The organism is Neisseria sicca 4320 (genome assembly GCF_000193735.1).
In the GTDB taxonomy this organism is placed as follows: Bacteria; Pseudomonadota; Gammaproteobacteria; order Burkholderiales; family Neisseriaceae; genus Neisseria; species Neisseria sicca_E.
On record NZ_AEPF01000108.1, the window covers coordinates 21157 to 36324 of the forward strand.

Genomic DNA, 15168 nt, shown 5'->3' on the forward strand with positions numbered 1-15168 from the left:
TATACAATAGGAGCAAATATGGCCAAAATCGGCATTATCATGGGCAGCAACAGCGACTGGCCCGTCATGCAGCAGGCAGCGCAGTTTCTCAAAGAGTTCGGCGTCGAATACGAAGCCCGCGTCGTGTCCGCACACCGCACCCCCGATTTAATGTTCGAATACGCTGAAACCGCCCGCGAACGCGGCATCAAAGCCATCATCGCCGGTGCGGGCGGCGCGGCACACCTGCCCGGCATGGTTGCCGCCAAAACCACCGTCCCCGTATTGGGCGTTCCCGTACCCAGCAAATACCTGCGAGGCGAAGACTCCCTGCTCTCCATCGTGCAAATGCCCAAAGGCGTTCCCGTTGCCACTTTTGCCATCGGCGAAGCAGGAGCCGCCAACGCCGCCCTGTTCGCTATCTCGCTGCTTGCCAACGAAGATCTCAAGCTGGCGCAAAAACTTGCCGATTTCCGCGCCAAGCAGGAGCAAACCGTTTTAGACATGGAATTACCCGAAGCCTGATATAAAAAAGGTCGTCTGAAAACGGATTTTCGTTTTTCAGACGACCTTTTTGCCTGATTTCAAAGAAACCTTCAAAATCGTTTAAAATCCATACCCTTTCATCTTTCTCAATCTGCCTTATGAACATCTTATCCGTAGAAAACGCTTCCTTTGCCGTCGGCCATGTCGCCCTGCTCGACAAAACTTCCTTCCAACTCGACAGCGGCGAAAAAATCGGCTTAATCGGCCGCAACGGCGCGGGTAAATCTTCGTTTCTAAAAATCCTCGCCGGCGTGCAGAAGCTCGACGACGGGCAGATTATCGTTCAAAACAACCTCAAAATCGTTTATGTGCCGCAGGAATCGTTTTTCGACAAAGAAGCCACCGTATTCGACACCGTCGCCGAAGGCTTGGGCGAAATCCGCGACCTGCTGCGCCGTTACCACCGCGTCAGCCATGACTTGGAAAATGGTTCAAGTGAAACCTTATTGAAAGAACTCAACGAATTACAGCTTGAAATCGAAGCGAAGGACGGCTGGAAGCTGGATGCCGCGGTGAAGCAGACTTTGGGCGAACTCGGTTTGCCGGAAAACGAAAAAATCGGCAACCTCTCCGGCGGGCAGAAAAAGCGCGTCGCCCTGGCGCAGGCTTGGGTGCAGAAGCCCGACGTATTGCTGCTGGACGAGCCGACCAACCATTTGGACATAGACGCGATTATCTGGCTGGAAAACCTGCTCAAAGCGTTTGAAGGCAGCCTGGTCGTGATTACCCATGACCGCCGTTTTTTGGACAACATCGCTACGCGAATCGTCGAACTCGATCGCGGTATATTGCGCTCCTATCCCGGCTCGTTCTCCAAATACAGCGAAAAAAAAGCGCAAGAGTTGGCAGTAGAAGCGGAACATAACCGCCTCTTCGACAAATTCCACGCTCAGGAAGAAGCGTGGATACGCAAAGGCATCGAAGCGCGCCGTACCCGCAACGAAGGCCGCGTGCGCCGTTTGGAAGAACTGCGCCGCCAGCGCGCCGAACGCCGCAACGTACAAGGGCAGGTCAACTTCAAACTCGACAGCGGCGAGAAAAGCGGCAAAATCATCGCCGAGCTGGAACACGCCTCGTTTGCCTATGGCGACAAAGTCATCATGGACAAATTTTCCGCCATCTTGCAGCGCGGTGACAAAATCGGCTTAATCGGCCCCAACGGTATCGGCAAAACCACCTTCCTCAAGCTGATTCTGGGCGAATTGCAGCCGACCTACGGCAGAATCCGCATCGGCAGCAAGCAGGAAGTCGCCTATTTTGACCAGTTCCGCAACGCGTTGAACGAAAACGACACCGTGTTTTACACGCTCGGACAAGGCAACGATTACGTCGAAATCGGCGGCAAGAAAAAACACGTCATGAGCTATCTGGAAGATTTCCTGTTCCACCCTGCCCGCGCGCAAAGCCCTGTTTCATCGCTCTCCGGCGGCGAACGCAACCGCCTCCTGCTGGCAAAACTCTTTACCCGCCCTGCCAATATCCTGGTCTTGGACGAACCGACCAACGACTTGGACATCGACACCCAAGAGCTGCTCGAAGACCTGCTGCGCGATTACCAGGGCACGGTATTCCTCGTCTCACACGACCGTATGTTCCTTGATAACGTAATTACCCAAAGCATTGTTTTCGAAGGACAAGGCCGTCTGAAAGAATACATCGGCGGCTATCAGGACTACATCGACGCAAAATCACGCGAAGAGAAAATTCAGACGACCTCCGCGCCCAAAGCAGCCGCTGAACCGGAAAAAGCCAAACCCAAAGCCAACCGCACGGTCAAACTTTCCTACAAAGAACAACGCGAACTCGACGCCCTGCCCGACGAAATCGCCGCCTTGGAAACCGAACAGGCGGAAATCAACGCGCAACTTTCCGATCCTGAAATTTTCAAAGATTACGAAAAAGCCGGCGCATTGCAAAACCGCGCCGAAGAAATCGAAACACTGCTCTTGGAAAAATTGGAACGCTGGGAGCTTCTGGAAGCTAAGCAGAACGGTGAAGCAATCTGATTTTTAGGGCATTATTCAAACAATAGAAAAAGGTCGTCTGAAACTTTCAGACGACCTTTTTTTACTTTACCTTAGCGGTGATAGTTCGGCGCTTCTTTGGTAATTTGAACATCGTGAACGTGGGATTCGCTCATACCGGCGGAGGTAATTTCTACAAATTCCGCTTTTTCGTGCATTTCTGCGATATTGGCGCAGCCCAAATAGCCCATGCTGGAACGCAGTCCGCCGGTCAGTTGGTGAATAATGTTCACAATCGGGCCTTTGTAGGGGACGCGGCCTTCGATACCTTCGGGGACGTATTTGTCGGTGCTGTCGGTTTTATCTTGAAAGTAGCGGTCGGCGGAGCCTTGGCTCATTGCCCCCAAGGAACCCATGCCGCGGTAGGATTTGTACGAGCGGCCTTGGTAGAGTTCGATTTCGCCCGGTGCTTCTTCCGTACCGGCAAACATACCGCCCAGCATAACGCTGTATGCGCCCGCTGCCAGAGCTTTGGCGATGTCGCCTGAGAAGCGGATGCCGCCGTCTGCAATAAGCGGAACGCCTGTGCCTTTGAGGGCTTCGGCAACGTTGTGGATGGCGGTCAGTTGCGGCACGCCTACGCCTGCAACGATACGGGTGGTACAAATCGAACCCGGACCGATACCGACTTTGACGGCATCTGCGCCTGCTGCAACCAAATCCAAAGCGGCTTTGGCGGTTGCGATATTGCCGCCGATGACTTGGATGTGCGGATAGGTTTCTTTCACCCATTTCACGCGTTCGATAACGCCTTGGCTATGGCCGTGTGCAGTATCGACGACGATCACGTCGACTCCTGCTCCGACTAAGGCTTTGACGCGTTCTTCGGTGTCGCCACCGGTGCCGACTGCCGCGCCTACGCGCAAACGACCCTCAGAGTCTTTGTTGGCATTCGGAAACTCGGTGGTTTTCAAAATATCTTTTACGGTAATCAAGCCTTTCAGCTCGTCTTTTTCGTTCAAGACCAAAACGCGCTCGACTTTGTGTTCGTGCATCAGTTCGCGTGCTTCGTCGATGCTTGTGCCTTCGGGGACGGTAACCAAGCGTTCGCGCGGGGTCATGATGGCGGAAACGGGCAGGTCGAGACGGTTTTCAAAACGCAGGTCGCGGTTGGTAACGATACCGACCACTTTGCCGTTTTCTACGACGGGCAGACCGGACATTTTGCGTTTGCGTTGCGCACGCATTTCCAATACTTCGCGGATAAGCGTCGTCGGCGCAACCGTAATAGGGTCTTTCACTACGCCGCTCTCATGGCGTTTCACTTTGGAAACGGCACGCGCCTGCATTTCGGGCGTCATGTTTTTATGGATAATGCCGATACCGCCTTCTTGTGCCATGGAAATAGCGAGGCGTGCTTCGGTAACGGTGTCCATTGCGGCGGAAAGTAAGGGGAGGTTGAGCGTGATTTCGCGGGTGAGCTTGGTTTGAAGTTTAACGTCTCGTGGCAGCACGGTTGAATGTGCAGGAACCAACAAAACATCGTCGAAAGTATAGGCTTTTTCTACGATACGCATGATGCTCAGTCTTTCAGTTTGTGCAAGATGCACGGCATTATAGCATTTAAACGCCAACCTTGACAAAATTTTGCAGGGCCTTTGTTATTTTTTTACACGATGATAAATGCCCGGAAATTTTGATACCGATTTTGCTTTTCCAACAAAGTTGTCAATATACCTGCTCCCAAATATCCTGTTTATTTCCTAGAAAATGGAGAGAAAGGACAAGTCATTCTCGGCGTAAGGACTTTAAATAATCTCTCAAATATGGTTCGCATTATTGAAAGCAGCGGCTATCACAGATTAGACAATGCTGCTCTCCAACCCCTTAAAAACATCCTCATTTATCCCAAAATTCGAAAAGATATTGAATATTATCGGCTGGTTAAATGCTCATTCGAATCGTTTTTCAGACGACCTCCCTGCCTAAAACAAAGTATTCTCAGCAAGCTCCCCTGCCCTGAAACCTCAAAAACTGTTAAAATGCGGGGCTGCTTGAGCAGATATTATTTCTTGTGCAAACCGATGTTGACGTGAAACAAACTTACAGTCGGTTTCATCGTAATTCCAATACCACCCCATCGGTATAATCGCCGTTGATGTGTTTTCAGCGACACTTACAGGTCGTCTGAAATGTAACAAAGCTACTTTTCTTTTTTCATCCTCATTTGGAGAATATTTATGAGCGCAATCGTTGATATTTTTGCCCGCGAGATTTTGGATTCACGCGGCAACCCTACCGTAGAATGCGATGTATTGCTGGAGTCCGGCGTAATGGGCCGTGCCGCTGTACCGAGCGGTGCATCTACCGGTCAAAAAGAAGCTTTGGAACTTCGCGACGGCGACAAATCCCGTTACTTGGGTAAAGGCGTATTGAAAGCAGTCGAACACGTCAACAACCAAATCGCCCAAGCCCTGATCGGTATCGATGCCAACGAACAATCCTACATCGACAAAATCATGATCGAGCTGGACGGCACTGAAAACAAAGGTAATTTGGGTGCGAACGCTACTTTAGCGGTTTCTATGGCTGTTGCCCGCGCGGCTGCCGAAGATTCAGGTCTGCCTCTTTACCGTTACTTGGGCGGCGCTGGTCCTATGGCTTTGCCTGTTCCGATGATGAACGTTATCAACGGTGGCGAACATGCCAATAACAGCTTGAACATTCAAGAATTTATGATTATGCCTGTCGGCGCGAAATCTTTCCGCGAAGCCCTGCGCTGCGGTGCCGAAATTTTCCACGCGCTGAAAAAACTGTGCGACGGTAAAGGCTTCCCGACTACTGTCGGCGATGAAGGCGGTTTCGCCCCTAACCTGAACAGCCACAAAGAAGCTCTGCAACTGATGGTTGAAGCAACCGAAGCCGCCGGCTACAAAGCGGGTGATGACGTATTGTTTGCTCTGGACTGCGCATCCAGCGAGTTCTACAAAGACGGCAAATACCACTTGGAAGCCGAAGGCCGTTCTTACACCAGCGCTGAATTTGCCGAATACCTTGAAGGCTTGGTTAACGAATTCCCGATTATCTCCATCGAAGACGGTATGGATGAAAACGACTGGGAAGGCTGGAAACTCCTTACCGAAAAACTCGGCAGCAAAGTACAACTGGTCGGCGACGACTTGTTTGTAACCAATCCGAAAATCCTTGCCCAAGGCATCGAAAAAGGCGTGGCAAACGCATTGCTGGTCAAAGTTAACCAAATCGGTACTTTGAGCGAAACCTTGCAAGCGGTTGACTTGGCAAAACGCAGCCGTTACGCCAGCGTAATGAGCCACCGTTCCGGCGAAACCGAAGACAGCACCATTGCCGACTTGGCTGTTGCGACCAACTGTATGCAGATCAAAACCGGTTCATTGAGCCGCTCCGACCGCATGGCGAAATACAACCAACTGCTGCGTATCGAGGAAGAATTGGCAGAAGCTGCCTACTACCCGGGCAAAGCCGCATTCTATCAACTGGGCAAATAAGAAAAGGTATTGATGTATGAAGTGGGTAACTGTTGTTTTATCCATCGCGCTCGCTTACTGCCAATATAGCCTTTGGTTTGGAAAAGGCAGTATCGGGCATACGGAAGAATTGCAGGAACAACTTTCCGTGCAGGAGGAGAAAAACCAGACGCTCACTTTGCGCAACCAGTTCCTTGCTGCGGAAGTCGATGATTTGGCGAACGGTCAAGAAGCGATTTCTGAAATTGCCCGTGTGGAATTGGGTTACGTCCAAGACGGCGAAACCTATTACCGTTTTATCGAACGCAGCCGTTAATTGCCCTGATGGAAACAAAAGGTCGTCTGAAAATTTTCAGACGACCTTCTTTTATTTGTAGCTTGGACTTTCCCTGCGAAAACAACTTGGTTTTATAAAAATATTCAAAGTTTGCTGCTACTTCAAACTTTCATATTCCTGCCTATGCGGAAATGATGGTATTGATGAAAGTTTCTTAATTTTAAATTGTATAGTGGATTAGCTTTAAACCAGTACGGCGTTGCCTCGCCTTGCCGTACTATTTGTACTGTCTGCGGCTTCGTCGCCTTGTCCTGATTTAAATTTAATCCACTATACAAAAAATAAAATGTCCTCAAATAGTGAAACCAAATAAAAATAGAAATAAGAATTGATTGCATTTAACTTTTGAACTAATATAACGCCATCCTTCCTACCTCGTCTGAAGCTCGCCATGCGTTACCACTTTCCGATTTCTGTCGATATGTTTGACTTTCTGACCACAGGCCGATTTGATTATCTGGAAATCGGACAAACTGCAGAAATGATTTTACAAATGTTCCCCGCCCCCGAATGTGTTCCTAAAGGGCTTTTAGTGAAAAAAGGATGGAATATCTGGCTTTATGGCAATATTGAGCTGCATTTTTCAGACGACCGCCTTACTCAAATCCGTGCTGATTTCCAACCTGGAGAGCCATTAAACGGCGGACGCTGGTTAAGTCTTAATCCCTGGTTTTTCAATCATGCAGACAAGCTTGATTTGTATTCGACTATTGCAAAACTGGTACAGCACCGCATTGACTTTATCAAAATAGATACACCTTCCGCCCTGATTCTGCGCTTGCAAAGCGGTGTGGAACTGATGTTTGAGAAATTCAGCGGGCAGCGGTTATTTGCATTTTGCAAACAGAAAACCACGCTTCCTCAATGGGCGCATGAGCCGGTATAAATTTTTTATGCCATCATTGAAACCATCTATCTCAGGCCATTGCCGTCCTCCGTTTCATCATAATAAAAAGGTCGTCTGAAATCAATTTTCAGACGACCTTTTTTGTCGGACAACGAGGTATCAATACTGCTTAATATCCGCTATTGATTTGACTTTAGCATCAGCCTCTTTTCGCTGGACGGCTTGGTTTCGAGCCGAAAGAATCGTTGGCTTTACGTTTACCTTTAAAGCCTTCGCAGCCTTTCTTAAATCCTTCTTTTTTGAAACCTTCGCCGCGCGATTTTCCGCCGAAGCCTTCTTTGCCCGGTTTCTTATCACCGCGCCAGCCGCCGGATTTTCTATCGCCCCAGCCGCCTTTGCCTTTCGGCTTGCCTCCTACGGATTTTCGTTTGCGGGTCGGTTCCATACCTTCGACGGTCACTTCGGTCAGCTTACGGTCGATATATTTTTCGATTTTGTGTACTTTGATGTATTCGTTCACTTCGGCAAAGGTAATCGCAATACCCGTGCGCCCTGCCCGTCCGGTACGGCCGATGCGGTGAACGTAGTCTTCCGCCTGTTTCGGCAGGTCGTAGTTGATAACGTGGGTGATGGTCGGCACGTCGATACCACGTGCGGCGACATCAGTGGCAACCAGAATTTTGCAGCGGCCTTTGCGCAAATCCATCAGCGTGCGGTTGCGCCAGCCCTGCGGCATGTCGCCGTGCAGGCAGTTGGCGGCGAAACCTTTTTCGTACAAATCGTCGGCGATGACTTCGGTCATGGCTTTGGTGGACGTGAAAATCACGCATTGGTCGATGTTGGCATCACGCAGGATGTGGTCGAGCAGGCGGTTTTTGTGGCGCATATCGTCGCAGTACAGCAACTGCTCTTCGATTTTGCCTTGATCGTCCACGCGCTCGACTTCGACGACTTCAGGGTTTTTCGTCAGTTTGCGCGCGAGTTTGCCGACTGCGCCATCCCAAGTGGCGGAGAACAATAAAGTCTGACGGTCGGTCGGGGTGGCTTCGACAATGGTTTCGATGTCGTCGATAAAGCCCATGTCCAACATACGGTCGGCTTCGTCCAAAATCAGCACTTCCAAACGGTCAAAATCGACTTTGCCGCTTTGCATCAAGTCCATCAGACGGCCCGGAGTGGCGACAATCAGGTCAACCGGTTTGCTCAGGGCGCGGGTTTGGTAGCCGAACGATGCGCCGCCGACGATGCTGACGGTGCGGAACCAGCGCATATTTTTGGCATACGCCAGCGCGTTTTTCTCAACTTGCGCCGCCAACTCGCGGGTTGGCGTCAATACCAACGCGCGCGGGCCTTTGCCCGGTTTTTCGCTGCGTTTGGTCAGCCGCTGCAAAGTCGGCAGCAGGAAGGCGGCGGTTTTGCCGGAGCCGGTTTGCGCCGAAGCCATGATGTCTCGGCCTTCCAAAGCAAACGGAATGGCTTGCGCCTGAATCGGCGTCGGGCTTTCGTAACCCTCGCTGCTTACGGCGGACAAAATGTTTTTATCAAGGTTCAAATCGGCAAATTTAATAGACATGGCTATCCTAAAGAGACAACAACGCGCACGCCTGAACAGTTTTCAGACGACCTGAAGCAAAGGAAAGTAACGATACGGGAAATGTGAAGTTACAGGGTTGTCGCAAGCATCTTGCTTGTGGTTAACATCGACGACAACCTGCACAGAAAGGCTTGGCAAATATGCAAGCAATAAAAGAAACGCGCCCGAAACGGCGGTTTAGGTTGGAAGACGATGGCTTCGTATAAAAAGTCGAACGGCGGATAATATAGATTTTATAGACAACGGTCAAGCAAAAAGGCATCAAGTGCGTTAAAATCCAAACTTTCCCAATACTCATTCAGGCCGTCTGAAACCATGACCGACATCACCCCCTTCGCCAACCGCATGGGCAAAAACATCAAACATCTCATGAAATGGGCGAAACGCAACGGCATCGAAGCCTGGCGCATTTACGACCGCGACATCCCCCAATTCCCCTTCGCCGTCGATGTTTACGGCGACCAAATCCACCTTCAGGAATACGATACCGGCTGGCTGATGCAGCCCGAAGAATACGAAGCGTGGCTTGCCGAAGTCTTGGAAGCCGTCGCCTTCGTTACCGGTTTTGCGCCCGATCAAATCCACCTCAAACGCCGCGAACGCCAAAAAGGTTTGCAGCAGTACGAGAAAACCGGCAAAACCGGCGACGATTTCGTCATCACCGAAAACGGCCGCAAGTTTTGGGTCAACCTTGACAAATACCTCGACACCGGCCTCTTTCTCGACCACCGCAACACGCGCAAAAAAGTCGGCGAAACCGCAGCGGGCAAACGCTTCCTCAACCTGTTTTCCTACACCGGCAGCTTTACCGTCTATGCCGCCACCGGCGGCGCAGCGTCCAGCGAAACCGTCGATTTGTCAAACACTTATCTCGATTGGGCAAAACGCAATTTCGAACTCAACGGCATCAGCCCCGAACAACACCAAATCGTCCGCGCCGACGTGTTCCAATACCTGCAAAACGCCTCTGCCGAAGGCAAACAGTTCGACCTCATCGTCATGGATCCACCCAGCTTCTCCAACAGCAAAAAGATGCTCGACATCCTAGACATCCAGCGCGACCACAAAAAATTAATTGACGGCACGATGAACCTGCTCGCCTCAGACGGCATTTTGTACTTCTCCAACAACTTGCGCAGCTTCGTCTTGGACGACTCGGTATCAGAACAATACGCCGTCAAAGACATTTCCAAACAATCCGTTCCCGACGATTTCCGCAACAAGAAAATCCATCAGTGTTGGGAAATCCGGCATAAATAACCGCCCTCTTCTAATTATTTTGAACTGATTACACACCATGTCCAAACCGCTTATCATTCGCTGGCTCGTCGTCTGCCTGATACCCTTGGCGACGCTTGCCGTTTTTGCCGTCAATCCGCCTGAAGACGCGGCGCAACACTTAATCAACGGCATTATCCTTGCCTGCGAAGCGACGTTTCTCTTCAAATTCATCCTCTTCGAAACCATCAAGCATCATCTTAAGCAAGAGTTTGATTTGAAACGTCAAACCATGTTGCTGTTTATTCCGATCGTTTTGCTGATTGTGTATTTGTTCCACTATTTCGGCGCGTTTTAGTTTTGAAAAGGTCGTCTGAAACCGATTTCAGACGACCTCAAGTCTTTTATGAATACACACGCTTTTCCTGTTTGTTGGATTTTTTGCAACCTCATCGACAATTTCGGCGACATCGGCGTTTCCCTGCGGCTTGCCCGTGTTTTGCATCGTGAACTCGGTTGGCAGGTGCATTTGTGGACGGACGATGTGTCCGCCTTGCGTGCGCTTTGCCCGGATTTGCCTGATGTTCCCTGTGTTCATCAGGATATTCATGTCCGCACTTGGCGTTCCGATGCGGCAGACATCGATGCTGCCCCTGTTCCCGATATCGTCATCGAAACTTTCGCCTGCGACCTGCCTGAAAATGTCTTGAACGTTATCCGCCAGCACAAACCGCTTTGGCTGAATTGGGAGTATTTGAGCGCGGAAGAAAGCAATGAGAGGCTGCATCTGATGCCTTCGCCGCAGGAGGGTGTTCAAAAATATTTTTGGTTTATGGGATTTAGCGAAAAAAGCGGCGGGCTGATACGCGAGCGGGATTATCGCGACGCCGTCCATTTCGATACCGAAGCCCTGCGTCAGCGGCTGATGCTTCCTGAAAAAAATGCCCCCGAATGGCTGCTTTTCGGCTATCGGAGCGATGTTTGGGCGAAATGGCTGGACATGTGGCAACAGGCAGGCAGCCCGCTGACCCTGTTGCTGGCGGGTACGCAAATTATTGACAGCCTTAAACAAAGCGGCGTTATTCCGCAAGATGCTCTGCAAAACGACGGCGATGTTTTTCAGACGACCTCAATCCGTCTCGTCAAAATCCCTTTCGTGCCGCAACAGGATTTCGACCAACTGCTGCACCTTGCCGACTGCGCCGTGATACGCGGCGAAGACAGTTTCGTCCGCGCCCAGCTTGCCGGCAAACCCTTTTTTTGGCACATCTACCCGCAAGACGAGCATGTCCATCTCGACAAACTCCACGCCTTTTGGGATAAGGCACACGGCTTCTACACGCCCGAAACCGCCTCGGCACACCGCCGCCTTTCAGACGACCTCAACGGCAAAGAGGCATTATCCGCCACGCAGCGCCTAGAATGTTGGCAAATCCTGCAACAACACCAAAACGACTGGCGGCAAGGTGCGGAGGACTGGAGCCGTTATCTTTCCGAGCAGCCTTCCGCCCCCGAAAAACTCGCCGCCTTTATTTCAAAGCTTAAAAAAATACGCTAAAATAGCGCGTTTATTTACAACCGATTTGATTGGACAATACATGAAAACAGCACAAGAACTGCGCGCCGGCAACGTATTCATGGTCGGCAACGATCCTATGGTCGTTCAAAAAACCGAATACATCAAAGGCGGTCGCTCTTCCGCCAAAGTCAGCATGAAACTGAAAAACCTGCTGACCGGTGCCGCTTCCGAAACCATTTACAAAGCCGACGACAAATTCGACGTCGTCATCCTGTCCCGCAAAAACTGTACTTACAGCTACTTTGCCGACCCTATGTACGTCTTCATGGACGAAGAATTCAACCAATACGAAATCGAAGCCGACAACATCGGCGACGCGTTGAAATTCATCGTTGACGGTATGGAAGACCAATGCGAAGTAACCTTCTACGAAGGTAACCCTATTTCTGTCGAGCTGCCCACCATCATCGTACGCGAAGTCGAATACACCGAGCCTGCCGTTAAAGGCGACACTTCCGGCAAAGTGATGAAAACCGCGCGTCTGGTCGGCGGCACTGAAATCCAAGTGATGTCTTACATCGAAAACGGCGACAAAGTCGAAATCGATACCCGTACCGGCGAATTCCGCAAACGCGCTTAAGCATCGTTTGCAATCCAAGACAAAAGGTCGTCTGAAAAGTTTCAGACGACCTTTTGTCTATTTTACAACCATCGTTCTGCAAGTTGCCCGGATTTGCCGCATTGCCCCGCAAAACGCCCTGTCCAAGCCGTTTTTATGCTAAAATTCGAGCTAATTTTTGCCATACGAAATAAAGAAAACCATGACCGACGCAACTATCCGCAACGACCATAAATTCGCACTCGAAACCCTGCCCGTCAGCCTTGAAGACGAAATGCGCAAAAGCTATCTCGATTACGCCATGAGCGTGATTGTCGGCCGCGCGCTGCCCGATGTGCGCGACGGTTTGAAGCCGGTGCACCGCCGCGTGCTTTACGCCATGCACGAGCTGAAAAACAACTGGAATGCCGCCTACAAAAAATCGGCGCGTATCGTCGGCGACGTCATCGGTAAATACCATCCGCACGGCGATTCCGCGGTTTACGACACCATCGTGCGCATGGCGCAGGATTTTTCGATGCGCTACGTCTTAATCGACGGTCAGGGCAACTTCGGTTCGGTTGACGGCGACGGCGCCGCGGCGATGCGTTATACCGAAATCCGCATGGCGAAAATCGCCCACGAAATGCTGGCGGACATCGAAGAAGAAACCGTTAATTTCGGTCCGAACTACGACGGCAGCGAACACGAGCCGCTGGTGTTGCCGACCCGCTTCCCCGCGCTTTTGGTCAACGGTTCGTCCGGTATTGCCGTCGGTATGGCGACCAACATCCCGCCGCACAATCTCACCGACACCATCAACGCCTGTCTGCGTCTTTTGGACGAACCCGAAACCGAAATCTACGAATTGATCAACATCCTTCAAGCACCCGATTTCCCAACCGGCGCAACCATCTACGGCTTGAGCGGCGTGCGCGAAGGCTATAAAACCGGCCGCGGCCGCGTCGTTATGCGCGGTAAAACCCATATCGAACCCATAGGCAAAAACGGCGAACGCGAAGCCATCATCATCGATGAAATCCCGTATCAGGTGAACAAAGCCAAGCTGGTGGAAAAAATCGGCGAGTTGGTGCGCGAAAAAACGTTGGAAGGCGTATCCGACCTGCGCGACGAATCCGACAAATCCGGTATGCGCGTCGTTATCGAATTGAAACGTAATGAAAACGCCGAAGTCGTTTTAAACCAACTCTACAAACTCACCCAGCTTCAAGACAGCTTCGGCATCAACATGGTCGCCTTGGTTGACGGTCAGCCGCGCCTGTTGAACCTGAAACAGATTTTGGCGGAATTCCTGCGTCACCGTCGCGAAGTCGTTACCCGCCGCACCCTGTTCCGTCTGAAAAAAGCGCGTCATGAGGGCCACATCGCCGAAGGTAAAGCCGTTGCTCTGTCCAATATCGACGAGATGATTCGGTTGATTAAAGAATCCGCCGACGCGCCTGAAGCCAAAGAAAAACTGCTGTCCCGCCCATGGCGCAGCGGTTTGGTTGAAGACATGTTGAGCCGTACCGACCTCGACCTGAGCATGGCGCGCCCCGAAGGTCTGCCCGCCAACCTCGGCTTGCAGGAACAAGGCTATTATCTGAGCGAAATCCAGGCTGACGCCATCCTGCGCATGAGCCTGCGCAACCTGACCGGTCTCGACCAAGAAGAAATCGTCGGCGACTACAAAAACATCATGGCAAAAATCATCGACTTTTTGGACATTTTGGCGAAGCCGGAACGCATCACCCAAATCATCCGCGAAGAATTGGAAGAAACCAAAACCAATTTCGGCGACGAGCGCCGCAGCGAGATCAACCCGTTCGGCGGCGACATTGCCGATGAAGACCTGATTCCTCAACGCGAAATGGTCGTTACCCTGACTCACGGCGGCTATATCAAAACCCAGCCGACCACCGACTATCAGGCTCAGCGTCGCGGCGGACGCGGCAAACAGGCGGCGGCGACCAAAGACGAAGACTTTATCGAAACCTTGTTCGTTGCGAATACGCATGACTATTTGATGTGTTTCACCAACCTCGGCAAGTGCCACTGGATTAAGGTTTACAAACTGCCCGAAGGCGGACGCAACAGCCGCGGCCGCCCGATTAACAACGTCATCCAGTTGGAAGAAGGCGAAAAAGTCAGCGCCATCCTCGCTGTGCGCGAGTTCCCCGAAGACCAATACGTCTTCTTCGCCACCGCGCAAGGCATGGTGAAAAAAGTCCAGCTTTCCGCCTTCAAAAACGTCCGCAGCCAAGGCATCAAAGCCATCGCGCTCAAAGAAGGCGACTACCTCGTCGGCGCCGCCCAAACCGGCGGCTCGGACGACATCATGCTGTTCTCCAACTTGGGCAAAGCCATCCGTTTCAACGAATACTGGGAAAAATCCGGTAACGACGAAGCAGAAGATGCCGACATCGAAACCGAGATTTCAGACGACCTCGAAGACGAAACCGCAGACAACGAAAACACCCTGCCAAGCGGCAAACACGGTGTCCGTCCGTCCGGTCGCGGCAGCGGCGGCCTGCGCGGTATGCGCCTGCCTGCCGACGGCAAAATCGTCAGCCTGATTACCTTTGCCCCCGAAGCCGCGCAAAGCGATTTGCAAGTGCTGACCGCCACCGCCAACGGCTACGGCAAACGTACCCCGATTGCCGATTACAGCCGCAAAAACAAAGGCGGACAAGGCAATATCGCCATCAATACCGGCGAGCGCAACGGCGATTTGGTCGCTGCAACTTTGGTTAGCGAAACCGACGACCTGATGCTGATTACCAGCGGCGGTGTCCTCATCCGCACCAAAGTCGAACAAATCCGCGAAACCGGCCGCGCCGCAGCAGGCGTGCGCCTGATTAATCTGGACGAAGGCGAGCAACTGGTCAGCCTCGAGCGGGTAGCGGAAGAGCCGGAAGACGCGTCAGCTTCAGGTGAAGAAAACACTACCGAGTCAAACGTAACGACAGAAGACAATACACCGCAATAAAGCAAGAAACAGGCCGTCTGAAAAACAATCTACGTTTTTTCAGACGGCCTCTATTTATCAACGTTTAAATC

13 protein-coding genes and 1 pseudogene are annotated in these 15168 nt (G+C 51.5%); 11 read left to right on the top strand and 3 right to left on the bottom strand.

Annotated features, from left to right (window positions below):
* Window positions 1–18 precede the first annotated feature (18 nt).
* Window positions 19–504 (top strand): 5-(carboxyamino)imidazole ribonucleotide mutase, encoded by a 486-nt coding sequence (gene purE, locus NSCA4_RS0109550; protein WP_016687919.1) that lies wholly within the window; start codon window positions 19–21, stop codon window positions 502–504.
* 119 nt (window positions 505–623) lie between these two features.
* Window positions 624–2531, top strand: coding sequence for an ATP-binding cassette domain-containing protein (locus tag NSCA4_RS0109555; RefSeq protein WP_016687920.1), 1908 nt, complete (start codon window positions 624–626; stop codon window positions 2529–2531).
* Window positions 2532–2602: 71 nt separating this feature from the next.
* Here NSCA4_RS0109555 and guaB read toward each other — a convergent pair whose 3' ends face one another.
* Complete coding sequence (guaB, locus tag NSCA4_RS0109560) at window positions 2603–4066, bottom strand: IMP dehydrogenase (RefSeq protein WP_003743246.1); 1464 nt, start codon at window positions 4064–4066, stop codon at window positions 2603–2605.
* Window positions 4067–4222: 156 nt separating this feature from the next.
* On the opposite strand from guaB, the gene NSCA4_RS16305 reads away from it, so the two are divergent.
* The 3 genes from NSCA4_RS16305 to ftsB all read left to right on the top strand — a co-directional run bounded on the left by NSCA4_RS16305 (window position 4223) and on the right by ftsB (window position 6311).
* Window positions 4223–4585 (top strand): energy transducer TonB, encoded by a 363-nt coding sequence (locus NSCA4_RS16305; protein ID WP_141565468.1) that lies wholly within the window; start codon window positions 4223–4225, stop codon window positions 4583–4585.
* Between the two features lie 144 nt (window positions 4586–4729).
* Window positions 4730–6016: a phosphopyruvate hydratase gene (gene eno, locus NSCA4_RS0109565; protein ID WP_016687921.1), complete on the top strand. Its 1287-nt coding sequence runs from the start codon at window positions 4730–4732 to the stop codon at window positions 6014–6016.
* 16 nt (window positions 6017–6032) lie between these two features.
* Window positions 6033–6311, top strand: coding sequence for a cell division protein FtsB (gene ftsB / locus NSCA4_RS0109570; RefSeq protein WP_003743241.1), 279 nt, complete (start codon window positions 6033–6035; stop codon window positions 6309–6311).
* Between the two features lie 137 nt (window positions 6312–6448).
* Here the strand turns inward: ftsB and NSCA4_RS15195 are convergent.
* A pseudogene (locus NSCA4_RS15195) lies at window positions 6449–6607 on the bottom strand (IS5/IS1182 family transposase); the annotation flags it as partial.
* A 116-nt stretch (window positions 6608–6723) separates the two neighbouring features.
* Here NSCA4_RS15195 and NSCA4_RS0109575 point away from each other — a divergent pair.
* A complete protein-coding gene (locus NSCA4_RS0109575) occupies window positions 6724–7218 on the top strand; it encodes a hypothetical protein (protein WP_003743239.1) in 495 nt (164 codons plus the stop codon).
* 160 nt (window positions 7219–7378) lie between these two features.
* Here NSCA4_RS0109575 and NSCA4_RS0109580 read toward each other — a convergent pair whose 3' ends face one another.
* Window positions 7379–8752, bottom strand: a complete 1374-nt coding sequence (locus NSCA4_RS0109580) for a DEAD/DEAH box helicase (RefSeq protein ID WP_016687922.1) — start codon at window positions 8750–8752, stop codon at window positions 7379–7381.
* A gap of 336 nt (window positions 8753–9088) precedes the next feature.
* Here NSCA4_RS0109580 and NSCA4_RS0109585 point away from each other — a divergent pair, with 336 nt between their 5' ends.
* The 5 genes from NSCA4_RS0109585 (at window position 9089) to gyrA (ending at window position 15097) form a co-directional block, all read left to right on the top strand.
* Entirely contained in the window at window positions 9089–10033 is a 945-nt protein-coding gene (locus NSCA4_RS0109585) for a class I SAM-dependent methyltransferase (RefSeq protein ID WP_016687923.1), read from the top strand.
* A gap of 37 nt (window positions 10034–10070) precedes the next feature.
* Window positions 10071–10349 carry a hypothetical protein gene (locus NSCA4_RS0109590; RefSeq protein ID WP_016687924.1) on the top strand — a complete coding sequence of 93 codons (279 nt, stop codon included), beginning with the start codon at window positions 10071–10073 and terminating at the stop codon, window positions 10347–10349.
* A 48-nt stretch (window positions 10350–10397) separates the two neighbouring features.
* Entirely contained in the window at window positions 10398–11549 is a 1152-nt protein-coding gene (earP, locus tag NSCA4_RS0109595) for an elongation factor P maturation arginine rhamnosyltransferase EarP (RefSeq protein ID WP_016687925.1), read from the top strand.
* A gap of 40 nt (window positions 11550–11589) precedes the next feature.
* Complete coding sequence (gene efp, locus NSCA4_RS0109600) at window positions 11590–12150, top strand: elongation factor P (RefSeq protein ID WP_002219406.1); 561 nt, start codon at window positions 11590–11592, stop codon at window positions 12148–12150.
* 181 nt (window positions 12151–12331) lie between these two features.
* Entirely contained in the window at window positions 12332–15097 is a 2766-nt protein-coding gene (gene gyrA / locus NSCA4_RS0109605) for a DNA gyrase subunit A (protein WP_016687926.1), read from the top strand.
* The last annotated feature ends 71 nt before the right edge of the window (window positions 15098–15168 follow it).

Bases quoted from the DNA above. Each gene is read 5' to 3' on its own strand.
- purE (WP_016687919.1), top strand. From the start codon at position 19: ATGGCCAAAATCGGCATTATCATGGGCAGCAACAGCGACTGGCCCGTC.
- NSCA4_RS0109585 (WP_016687923.1), top strand. From the start codon at position 9,089: ATGACCGACATCACCCCCTTCGCCAACCGCATGGGCAAAAACATCAAA.
- NSCA4_RS0109580 (WP_016687922.1), bottom strand. From the start codon at position 8,752: ATGTCTATTAAATTTGCCGATTTGAACCTTGATAAAAACATTTTGTCC.
- eno (WP_016687921.1), top strand. From the start codon at position 4,730: ATGAGCGCAATCGTTGATATTTTTGCCCGCGAGATTTTGGATTCACGC.
- efp (WP_002219406.1), top strand. From the start codon at position 11,590: ATGAAAACAGCACAAGAACTGCGCGCCGGCAACGTATTCATGGTCGGC.
- gyrA (WP_016687926.1), top strand. From the start codon at position 12,332: ATGACCGACGCAACTATCCGCAACGACCATAAATTCGCACTCGAAACC.
- NSCA4_RS0109590 (WP_016687924.1), top strand. From the start codon at position 10,071: ATGTCCAAACCGCTTATCATTCGCTGGCTCGTCGTCTGCCTGATACCC.
- guaB (WP_003743246.1), bottom strand. From the start codon at position 4,066: ATGCGTATCGTAGAAAAAGCCTATACTTTCGACGATGTTTTGTTGGTT.
- NSCA4_RS0109575 (WP_003743239.1), top strand. From the start codon at position 6,724: ATGCGTTACCACTTTCCGATTTCTGTCGATATGTTTGACTTTCTGACC.
- NSCA4_RS0109555 (WP_016687920.1), top strand. From the start codon at position 624: ATGAACATCTTATCCGTAGAAAACGCTTCCTTTGCCGTCGGCCATGTC.
- ftsB (WP_003743241.1), top strand. From the start codon at position 6,033: ATGAAGTGGGTAACTGTTGTTTTATCCATCGCGCTCGCTTACTGCCAA.
- earP (WP_016687925.1), top strand. From the start codon at position 10,398: ATGAATACACACGCTTTTCCTGTTTGTTGGATTTTTTGCAACCTCATC.